The sequence below is a fragment of the Legionella fallonii LLAP-10 genome (genome assembly GCF_000953135.1).
Taxonomy (GTDB): domain Bacteria; phylum Pseudomonadota; class Gammaproteobacteria; order Legionellales; family Legionellaceae; genus Legionella; species Legionella fallonii.
In genome coordinates this window covers 944,374-955,431 of the sequence record NZ_LN614827.1, presented here as the reverse complement: position 1 = coordinate 955,431, position 11,058 = coordinate 944,374, and the positions used below count along the sequence as shown (strand labels likewise).

Here is an 11,058-nt window from a genome sequence, read left to right as displayed (position 1 = left end):
AACGTGAGCGAATTATCTCGTCTTATAAAGAAAATAAAGAATTAGAACGACTACTAACAGAAAAAAGGAATTATTGTCAGAAAAAAGAGCGAGTGCAGCATCCATATCTCATAAGAAAAAACACTCTGCACTATTGGAGCAGTATACCAATAGCCCACCGCATGAAGATGAGATGATCAGCCCCTCCGAACATTCTAGTAGTATAAAAAGAAGTAAAACTACTCATTTAGAATCCAACGCTCCATTACAACAAGAAGCAGTATCATCTACAGGAAAAGAAAAAGAGGCAACTGTTCCACAAAAACTTCCGCCTATTTTCACTGCTCATCAAAAGGAATTGATTGCTCAAAATAAAACTAACCTTATTAGAAGCATAAGTGCTTTAAAAGAAGCGCCTCTTAGCATTAGCACTCTATCTCGTTTACAAGCACGGTATAATTTGGCTAATAATACGCCATTAACTGTGGTCCCAAGACTTACCAAAAGCCTAAAAGCTCCCCCGCTGAGAAAAAAACCAGTCAATATAAACGCTATCCTAATAGCTACGTTAAACAACCGCTAACTACTTTGCATGCGGGTTCAAGAGGAGCCATGAGACTGAATGTTCTTCCTGGCCCTAAAGGCGCAGAAAAGGATAAATTGGCTCTGGCTCAATATGCTTCTGTAGCCAGCATTCCTTCCAGCCAAAATCGAAGAGGAAAAGGTGGCGCTAAAAACCTTACTAAACAAAATGAAGCTGAAGCGCTGTATGAAAAACGTAATGCTTATCAAGGTAGCTAGACATCTGAGATCTTATTCAAAGGTCTAGGGCATTAACAGAGCCCGATAATTGTATCCTAGGTGCTAGCATACCCCAGGAATGGTATAGCGGCAACAATCAGGATCAACACGGCATTAGAACTTCTTTATTAATCAGGTGCAATATAGTCTATCTTGATCCTGGGTTACGCTAACGCTGCACCCAGGCTACAACTCTTATCCGAAACTTATGTTAATTTACGGTAAAAACTTCCTTCAGTTTCTCTTTATTTACATCAAGAAAATGCTGGCCAAATCCTTTGACAGAAGCTAGTTCCTCAATGGCTTTAAAGCCGTGATGACTCTCCCTATAAGCAATGATGGCTGCGGCACGCTTTTTTCCTATCCCTTTAAATGATCCAGTAAGAGCAGACAGGTCAGCTTTATTAAGATCAATTTTATTTTTGACTACAGCAGCTTGTTTTGTGGAAGAGGGATTTTGACTACTCGCGGCATGGACTGAGGGGATTATTATAAATAATGACAAACACAAAGCAGTATATTTTGCTTTCATAATTTTCTCTCCTAATTGTTGGACTAAGTGGCTCGTTCCAGAGCCGAAAGCAAGTATCCCAATATTTTTTGCAACTGTCGATAATATTTTTAATTATTTTTTATTCTTAACAAAGGATATTAAGGCAAGGTAGCAACTGTCTTGAAGTACATCCAATAATTGTTACTTTTGCCCTGATACTCTGAACAATTAATTGTAGGTTGGATCGTTTTGATCCATAGGCGTCATGCTAAGGAGAAAATGGAGTAAATTTCCCCCCTCTCCCTCAATGGAGAGGGAATAAGAAGCGAAATACTATTCAGATAGCACAAACAATTCCCTCTCCCGCGAAAGAGATTTTGATTAAGAATAGATGATCAACCGCGGGAGAAGGTTAGAGGGAGGGCCTTAGAATGATATTTCGTTTTTAGCTTGACGCCTATAGGTTGTTTTGACCCAACAAATTCCTCGAAAATCTTAGTGTTGGGTCAATACTCATTGGGAATTTACACTGGAAAAACTATAGAGAACGTAGGAAACGCAAGCCGTTAATTTCTTAACCATATCCAGGTGTAAGAACTCATTTGGCCCATGAGCGTTGGAATGAGGACCCAATACTCCCGTAATCATAAACTGAGCATCGGGGAAACGCTCACCCAACATCCCCATAAAAGGAATAGTACCTCCCTCCCCCATGTAAGCTGCGGATCGATTATAGTAAGCCATTGAAGCCTCATTCGCCGCTTTTTCCAACCACTCGGATAACTGTGGTGCATTCCATCCTTGAGAGCCATCCCCTACATCAAAACTTACTTTAGCATTATAAGGAGGATTACTAATCAGAGCATCACGCATAGCAACAACAGCTTTTTTAGGATTTACTAAAGGAGGAATACGCATAGATAGCTTGAAAGCCGTTTGGGGACGCATGACATTTCCCGCATCGGCAATAGCAGGAAAACCATCTGCTCCAGTTACTGTCAATGCAGGGCGCCAAGTTCGATTCAAAATCAATTGTTGCTCGTCTTCCACGACAGGCTGTACATCCTCATGCCAAGGAAATTCACTATAAACTTGTTCATTTAGTATTTGAGAACATTGTAGTGCTTGTTTTTTTCTTTCTTGAGGAATATCACAATAAAGCTCAGGTAATTTTATTTCCCCCGTCGCCTCATCCTCAATACGACTAATTAATTGTCTAGCTACTCTAAAACTATCGGCAACAATACCGCTCGCAGCACCCGAATGAACCCCCTCACTAATCAACTCAACAGACAACTCCCCTACCACGTTGCCACGTAACGAAGTAGTCATCCATAGTTGTTCATAGTTACCAGCGCCTGAGTCAAGGCAAATAATGAGGGCTGGTTTACCAATGCGTTCTTTTAATAATTCAATATAATAAGGTAAATCATAACTGCCGCTTTCTTCACAAGCTTCAATAATTAAAACACAACGAGGAAATGGTAATCCTTGCTCTTCCAAAGCTCGAATTGCAGTCAAAGAAGCATAAGCTGAATAGCCATCATCAGCACCGCCACGTCCATATAAAAGACCGTCTTTTAATACGGGTTTCCATGGATGCAAATCATCATGCCAACCAGACATCTCTGGTTGTTTATCCAGATGACCATAGAGAAGAACGGTTTCTTGAATTTGCCCTGGTATCTCCATAAAGATTAGCGGTGTTCGCCCCTCTAACCGCATAATCTCTAATTTCATTCCTTTAGGAGCATGAGCTTGACACCAGTTGGCAATGTGATTCACAGCCTGTTCCATATACCCGTGTTCCTGCCATGAAGCATCAAAATGAGGTGATTTATTAGGTATTTTTATATAATCACATAAGCTGGGCAATATTTCTTCTTGCCATTGCTGACTAATAAACTCATACAGTCCTTGGGGATTGAACATGGGCTTGCTCCTTGATAATAGCCACAATTTTATCAGCGGCAGACTCAATATTTAATGCTTTGATTTTGCCATCAATATCTTTTTTATTCAGCATGACTTCTTGCAACGCCTTTAGCAGTGTATCTGCATTCAAAGCTTGGTCTTGAATCACGACACTAATACCTAACTTCTGAAAATATTGAGCATTTTGAATTTGATCACCACGACTTACTTGAGAAGAAATGGGAATTAAAATATGCGCTTTACCCAAAGCTAATATTTCATAAAGTGAATTAGCACCTGCACGAGAAATCACCACTGAAGCAGCCGCAAATAAGTGTGCTAAGTCATCATTAACATATTCAAATTGACAATAACCTGGTGTTCCATTTAAAGAGCTATCTAACTTTCCTTTACCACAAATATGAATCACCTGAAATTCTTTTGTTAATTGCGGTAGTGCATTGCGTATACTATGGTTAATTGAACCAGCACCTAAACTTCCACCAATTGCTAAAAGACAGGGCTTTTCCGCGCTAAATCCACATAAATGAAGACCTTTAGCAGCATTTCCAGCAAATAACTGCTGCCTAATAGGGGTGCCTGTCACCTCAATTTTTTCCTGCTTCTTAAAATGCTTTTTCCCTGCATCGAAAGTAAGGCATATTTTATTAACGAAGGGATAAGACAACCGATTAGCAAGACCAGGACTCATATCTGATTCATGGGCAATGACAGGAATACGATGTAACCAAGCACCAACGACAACAGGAAATGCAACAAAGCCACCTTTAGAAAATACTACATCGGGCTTTAATTTATGAAACAACCAAAAGGATTGCATAATCCCTAGAACAATTTTAAAAGGATCTAATAGATTCTTAAGGCTAAAGTATCGACGTAACTTACCACTACTGACTGCGTGAAATGGAATGCCAATGGTTTGAATCATTCCCTTTTCAATGCCATCGCCGGAACCAATATAATCAATGCTCCAACCTTCTTGCTTAAACTCATTAATTAAAGCAACATTAGGAGTCACGTGACCTGCAGTACCCCCACCTGTAAAAACAATACTTGGAGTCATAATACTTCCCTCACCAATAAACTCAAGTCTATAGCTTTAATGGATTTGGTAATTGCGCCTACCGAAATGAAATCAACGCCCGACGTCGCTATTTCCGCAATATTGTCTATGCTAATTCCACCAGATGCCTCTAATTCACAGTATTTAGGTTGATTCATTTTAACTGCCTGCTCCAACATCTCTTGGCTAAAATTATCTAATAATATTCTATCAGGATGAGCATCAAAAGCCTCCCGTAATTGGACTAGATTCTCAACCTCTATTTCCACTAAAAGATGTTTATGTGTTTGTCTCGCTAAGGCAATAGCCCCTGCCACTGAACCACAAGCTTTAATATGATTTTCTTTAATTAAAAAGGCATCATATAACCCCATCCGATGGTTCACTCCACCGCCACATCGAACAGCATACTTCTGGGCTATCCTAAGGCCAGGTAGAGTCTTACGTGTATCTAATAATCGAGTCTGGCTTCCCTTAAGCTTTTGTGCATAAAAATAAGCCTGTGTTGCCGTTGCTGACAGCGTTTGTAAAAAATTTAGTGCAGTACGTTCAGCAGTTAAAATAGGGCCTGCAGTTCCATGAATGGTACATAAGGTGCTTGGGCTGGGTAACCAATCTCCTTCTGCGACCAGCCATTCAATCTCAATTTTACTATCTATCTGATGAAACGCCTCATTAACCCATGGCTGTCCACAAACTAGCATCGGTTCGCGAGAAATTATTTCTGCTTCAACAACAAGATGGAGTGGCAATAAAGCAGCTGTAACATCCTCATTACCAACATCTTCCAGCAAAGCACGCTGTACATCAGATGATACCTGTGATGGATTAATGTTCATGCTTTAATCTCCTTTTGTAGGCATAACGAGCCTTTAATAAAGGTGGTGCAATAAAGGTAGTAATCATTATCATCAAAACGATTGCAGAAAATAAATCATCAGAAATCACGCCTAAAGTTCGACCAATAGAGGCAAAAACCAATCCTACCTCTCCGCGAGGCAACATACCTATGCCTATTAATAAACGATCATCTTTACGATTTGCTCCTAAACCACTAATCAATTTGCCCAAAATGGCAGCCAATACTAAACCGCTTGCTAGAATAATGACATTCCAGCTAAAAAATGTCTCTAATTTTACTTGAATGCCTATCACTATAAAAAACATAGGAGCCAAAATAGACTCTAATGGGGAAACTAAATGGCTAATGCTGCGCTCTTCTTTTTTATAGGATGTACTCGACTTAAAATAACCATCATGAAGAATAACCCCGGCAGCAAATGCACCAATAATGGCGGCCAGTTGAATAAATGACGCCAGCCAAGCCAAAGCCATGATAAAGAGAAAAGAGATGAATAATTTCGACTCCCAGGGTTCAAGAAAACGAAAGAAATGAACTGCCTGACGTAAGAGAATAGGGCCTAACCATAAAGCCCCTATAAAAAAAAGCAAAGAAAAAACAATGATACGTACCACTATAACCATATCCACAGTACCATTAATCACAATACTGCTTACCACCGCTAAGATGATCAAACCCAATATATCATCCATCATGGCCGCGCCAAGAATGGTCCTTGCTTCTCTAGTACGCAGTTTATTCATCTCAGATAAAACCCGCGCAGTAATTCCTATACTGGTGGCACTTAAAGTAGCTGCAATAAATAAATCCGCTTGATAACTTGCATTTGGCATTAAGAAATAGGCCACTCCAAATCCCAAAACCATAGGGGCAATGACCCCAATCAAAGCAACAAATATGGACTCACGACCTGTATGTTTGAGCTCTTCAACAGAACTCTCCAGCCCTACCATAAACAATAAAAAAATGACCCCATATCGTGAAAAAATATCAATGGTATAAGCAATTTTGAGATATTCTGTTCCATTTGAACTACTAAGGGCTTGACTGACTTGTTGCGCGTAGAAAGGATTGGTAATAGAGGAGTGTACTGCCTGATTTAATGACGTGCCTACTAGCAACTCTTTCATTATATTAAAAATTGAAGAGCCTTCGCGCAAAATAATGATTAATTGAGATCCAAAAAAATAACACAAGTTCCCTATAAAAACCCCCATCAATAATTCACCCAAAACCCCCGGTTGGTTAAGGCGCTTTGCTATATAACGGCCGATGATAGCAAAGAAAAAAATGGTGGTTACACCCAAAATTACTGAAGCGATAGGATCGCTGTGATCACCACCAGAGGCAAAGGCAAATGTAGGGCATAGACCAGCTAAAATTAGCCACCACTTTAAACGATGCATGATACTATGCCCTCTGCAAAATAAAATTATTGCTTGGCCAAGAAGAGACAAGTTTCCAATACTGAATCAGGATTCAAAGAAACACTATCAATTCCCTCTTTCATCAACCACTGAGCAAAATCTTGGTGATCTGAAGGCCCCTGTCCGCAAATTCCTATGTATTTATTTTCTTTTTTGCAAGCAGCGATAGCCATGTGCAGTAAAGCTTTAACAGCATCATTACGTTCGTCAAATTGTGCTGCCACTAGACCAGAATCTCTATCTAATCCTAAAGTTAGCTGAGTTAGGTCATTAGAACCAATAGAAAATCCATCAAAATACTCTAAAAATTGATGCGCAAGCAATGCGTTAGACGGTAATTCGCACATCATAATAATGCGTAAACCATGTTTACCACGTTGAAGTCCATGTTGCTTTAAAACCTGAATCACATTACTGGCCTCAGACACTGTTCTTACGAAAGGAATCATCACCTCAACATTAGTTAATCCCATGTCTTCTCGAACCCGTCTCACTGCTTTACATTCAAGAGCAAAACACTCTTCGAATGAAGGGGAAACATAACGTGAAGCCCCTCTAAAACCAAGCATAGGATTTTCTTCATGAGGCTCGTATAAAGTACCACCAACCAGATTTGCGTATTCGTTGGATTTAAAATCAGACAATCTTACAATAACCGGTTTGGGATAAAACGCCCCCGCAATTGTCGCAATTCCCTCTTTCAAACGCTCAATATAATATTCTACTGGAGAAGCGTAAGCAGCAGTTTTCTCCATAATAAATTTTTTAAGATTTTGATCCTCTAAAGTATCAAAATCTAATAAAGCTCTGGGATGAATCCCTATAGTATTCGATATTAAAAATTCCAAACGCGCCAAGCCTACGCCAGCGTTAGGTATGGACTGAAATGCAAACGCCCTTTCAGGATTACCCACATTCAACATCACTTTCATCGGTAATTCAGGCATAGTATCGACATCTAAGCTTACTCGCTCAAAAGGTAAAATGCCCGCATAAACAAAACCTGAGTCACCTTCAGCACAACTGACGGTAACTTCATCTCCATCGGCTATTGTTTTAGTGGCATCACCACACCCTACAACTGCGGGAATACCTAATTCACGAGCAATAATTGCTGCATGACAAGTTCTTCCGCCTCGGTTAGTTACAATAGCGGAAGCACGTTTCATCACAGGCTCCCAATCAGGATCGGTCATGTCAGAAACCAGAACATCACCTGGTTGAACTTTGTGCATTTCACTAATGTCTTTAATAACTCTCGCCTTACCCTGGCCAATCCGCTGACCTATGCTACGGCCTTCAGCTAAAACGGAGCCTCTTTTTTGTAAGGTGTAGCGTTCCAATACCTGTTTATTATCGCGGCTTTTCACAGTCTCAGGACGCGCTTGGAGAATATATAATTTGCCATCTACGCCGTCTTTCGCCCATTCAATGTCCATAGGACGACCATAGTGCTTTTCTATAATTAATGCTTGTTGGGCGAGCTGCTCAATCTCTTTCTCATTCAAAGAAAACAATAAGCGCTCATTGATCTCTACATCGACAGTCTTTACACGTCGCTCAAGATTTGGATCATCACAATAAACCATCTTTAAGGCTTTAGAGCCTAGATTTTTTCGAATAACGGCCGGTTTATTGGCTCTAATCCCTGGCTTATGTACATAAAACTCATCAGGATTTACCGCTCCCTGCACTACCATTTCCCCCAAGCCATAAGAAGAAGTAATAAACACGACCTCGTCAAACCCTGATTCAGTATCCATAGTAAACATAACACCACTAGCTGCTAAATCACTACGAATCATTTGCTGAACACCAGCAGATAAAGCCACTTCATTATGAGCAAAGTTGTGATGCACCCGATAGGCAATAGCCCGATCATTAAATAAAGAGGCGAAAACATGCTTTATTGACAGCAATACGGCCTCAATACCTTTAATATTTAGAAATGTCTCTTGTTGTCCTGCAAAAGATGCATCTGGTAAATCTTCAGCAGTTGCAGAAGATCGCACAGCCACACTAAAATCATCATGGCCAATTTGTTGAGTTAATTTTTGATAAGCCAGACGAACTGCTTGTTCAAATTCAGGAGTAAATGGGGTATTTACTATCATATCCCGAATTTGTTTCCCTACTATGGCTAATTGGCATACATCTTCGATATCCAAAGCAGATAATTGTTCATATATTTTTTTATCTAGACCACCGCGCGATAAAAACTCTCTGAATGAATCTGCTGTAGTAGCAAAGCCCCCAGGAACAGCAACGCCCGCTGATGATAAATGACTAATCATTTCACCAAGGGAAGAGTTTTTACCACCAACTTGCTCCAGGTCATGCATGCCTACTTGCGCTAGGTCAATAGTATGTGCTTTAACTGTCATAGTTACCCCAAATCCATAAAATGATTGTCATTCTACTTAAATTGTGGGCCTATTGGAATTAGAACATTTAATGTTTGCTTAAATGATTTAAAATAATGCCAGCAAGCCATAAAAGACAGGGCAATACCTTATAACATTATCTCATGCTCATTAAACCTCTTTCCAAACTCGCTGCAGAAAGTAAATGAGCATCGGAGAAACGCTTACAACGCAACAAGAATAGAAAAGCTTCAGTTCGCGTAGCCCGGTTGTAAACAACCAGGCTATACTACAAATTGATACACGTAACGTAACCCATGCTAAGCTAATAGAACTATTGTTGTAACAATGGAGGCTTTCTTGGTTCGGTATAACCCTCTTCCTTTTGGTTGGAAGAATTATTATGACTTGCGGCAAGAGCTTGTGAAAATTCTTTATAAAAATTGTGCTCACCAATTAATTGAATCAGTCCCATTTTACGTAACTTGCCTTCCACTAAAGAGTTAGCACCACATAATATTACTTTTACTCCACGTTGATGCAGTCCTTGAATCGCTTCTTCCAGAGTTTGTAACCCTGTAATGTCGCTAAAAGGAACCCAACGCATCCTTATAATCAGAGTCTTAGGATCAGTATGGGTCACTGCTAAAGCACGTTGAAAAATCTCTGTAGCCCCAAAGAAAAAAGGACCATCAACTGAATAAACCAATACATCTTTGGACAAGGCTGTTATATTTTGTTGGCTCAGTTCTTGAGATATTTGCTCTTCGGTCATTTGCTGAACTTCTACGCTAGAAGCCATACGACGCATAAAATGCAGAATAGCAATAATCACCCCTATGTTTACCGCGATCACCAAATCAACAAACATCGTTAGGAAAAACGTTACTAATAGAACAAGGATATCAGATTTCGGAGCAATTTTTAGTAATTTAACAAAATGCTTCACTTCACTCATATTCCAGGCAACTACAAACAAAATTGCGGCTAGAGCAGCTAGAGGTACATTAACTGCTAAAGGGGCTAGAAATAGAACGATAAGAATTAAAGTGACAGAGTGAATCACTCCTGATAATGGGCTATTACCACCATTTCTAATATTAGTTGCTGTTCTAGCAATAGCACCAGTTGCAGCAAAGCCGCCAAATAACGGAGCTAATATATTAGCTACCCCTTGTCCTACAAGCTCTCTATTAGAGTCATGTTGCGTACCGGCCATACCATCGGCAACCACAGCAGATAAAAGAGATTCAATTGCCCCTAACATAGCAATAGTAAACGCAGGGCCTATTAATTCAATTAATTGATCAACAGTAACATCTGGTACAGAAAAACTAGGTAATCCTTGAGGAACACCACCAAACATACTACCTATAGTCGCGACCCCATCAAATTGAAATAAAGATTGCAACACGGTGGCAACCACCAAAGCGACTAAAGGACCCGGCACTCGTTTAAAACCAGGAAGCTTATTAGAAAAAAGAACTAAGAATAAAGCAAAAAGACCAAAACAAGTGGTTGATATATTGAATTGCGGGAAAGATTGAATTAAATGCCATAACTTCTCATGAAAATGAGCACCAGTCGCGGCGGGAAGACCAAAAAAATATTGCCACTGCCCGACCCAAATAACCACCGCAATTCCTGAGGTAAAGCCAACTATCACCGGGTTAGGTATAAATTTAATAATACCCCCTAAACGTGCTAAACCAAAAAACAGTAGTATAATCCCCGCCATCAAAGTCGCTATTTGCAAACCAGAAATACCATATTGAGCGGTAATACCAGATAGTACGACAATAAAAGCTCCCGTTGGACCAGCTATTTGCAAGCGACTGCCACCAAAGAGAGAGACGATCAGGCCCGCAACAATGGCAGTGTATAGACCCTGTTCAGGTTTAGCTCCAGAAGCGATAGCAAAGGCCATAGCCAGAGGTAAGGCAACCACGCCAACAATGATTCCAGAAATAATATTTTGTAACCAATATTTCTTTTGAAATAGTCCTGCGCGATAAGATTCAATAATTGTTTTCATAATTCAGGGCTAACTTAATGCGAAGATGCAGTTATTATACGCACGTGGAACAAAAAAGTGTTAATTTTGCTATAAAATTTCTGAATTTTGTTGGATATCT

9 protein-coding genes are annotated in these 11,058 nt (G+C 39.9%); 2 read left to right on the top strand and 7 right to left on the bottom strand.

Annotated elements, in window-relative coordinates; all coding sequences use genetic code 11:
- Positions 1–73: 73 nt before the first annotated feature.
- Together LFA_RS03775 and LFA_RS03770 are read left to right on the top strand one after the other, a co-directional pair.
- Positions 74–562: a hypothetical protein gene (locus LFA_RS03775; protein ID WP_045094989.1), complete on the top strand. Its 489-nt coding sequence runs from the start codon at positions 74–76 to the stop codon at positions 560–562.
- 29 nt (positions 563–591) lie between these two features.
- On the top strand, positions 592–780 hold the full coding sequence (locus tag LFA_RS03770; RefSeq protein WP_045094988.1) for a hypothetical protein: 189 nt from the start codon (positions 592–594) through the stop codon (positions 778–780).
- A gap of 211 nt (positions 781–991) precedes the next feature.
- On the opposite strand, the gene LFA_RS03765 is transcribed toward LFA_RS03770, so the two are convergent.
- The 7 genes from LFA_RS03765 to LFA_RS03735 form a co-directional block, all read right to left on the bottom strand.
- On the bottom strand, positions 992–1,312 hold the full coding sequence (locus LFA_RS03765) for a ComEA family DNA-binding protein (protein ID WP_045094987.1): 321 nt from the start codon (positions 1,310–1,312) through the stop codon (positions 992–994).
- Between the two features lie 474 nt (positions 1,313–1,786).
- Complete coding sequence (locus tag LFA_RS03760) at positions 1,787–3,205, bottom strand: M20 family metallopeptidase (RefSeq protein ID WP_045094986.1); 1,419 nt, start codon at positions 3,203–3,205, stop codon at positions 1,787–1,789.
- The gene (locus LFA_RS03755) at positions 3,180–4,271 is read right to left on the bottom strand and encodes an undecaprenyldiphospho-muramoylpentapeptide beta-N-acetylglucosaminyltransferase (protein WP_045094985.1); all 1,092 of its coding nucleotides are present in this window, start codon (positions 4,269–4,271) and stop codon (positions 3,180–3,182) included. Before LFA_RS03755 ends, LFA_RS03760 begins: the two co-directional genes overlap by 26 nt.
- Positions 4,268–5,110 carry a carboxylating nicotinate-nucleotide diphosphorylase gene (gene nadC / locus LFA_RS03750; protein WP_045094984.1) on the bottom strand — a complete coding sequence of 281 codons (843 nt, stop codon included), beginning with the start codon at positions 5,108–5,110 and terminating at the stop codon, positions 4,268–4,270. The genes LFA_RS03755 and nadC overlap by 4 nt, the downstream gene beginning before the upstream one ends.
- On the bottom strand, positions 5,100–6,539 hold the full coding sequence (locus tag LFA_RS03745) for a cation:proton antiporter (RefSeq protein ID WP_045094983.1): 1,440 nt from the start codon (positions 6,537–6,539) through the stop codon (positions 5,100–5,102). The genes nadC and LFA_RS03745 overlap by 11 nt, the downstream gene beginning before the upstream one ends.
- A 26-nt stretch (positions 6,540–6,565) precedes the next feature.
- Complete coding sequence (gene ppsA, locus LFA_RS03740; RefSeq protein WP_045094982.1) at positions 6,566–8,944, bottom strand: phosphoenolpyruvate synthase; 2,379 nt, start codon at positions 8,942–8,944, stop codon at positions 6,566–6,568.
- Between the two features lie 313 nt (positions 8,945–9,257).
- Positions 9,258–10,958: a SulP family inorganic anion transporter gene (locus LFA_RS03735; RefSeq protein ID WP_045094981.1), complete on the bottom strand. Its 1,701-nt coding sequence runs from the start codon at positions 10,956–10,958 to the stop codon at positions 9,258–9,260.
- Positions 10,959–11,058: the final 100 nt, after the last annotated feature.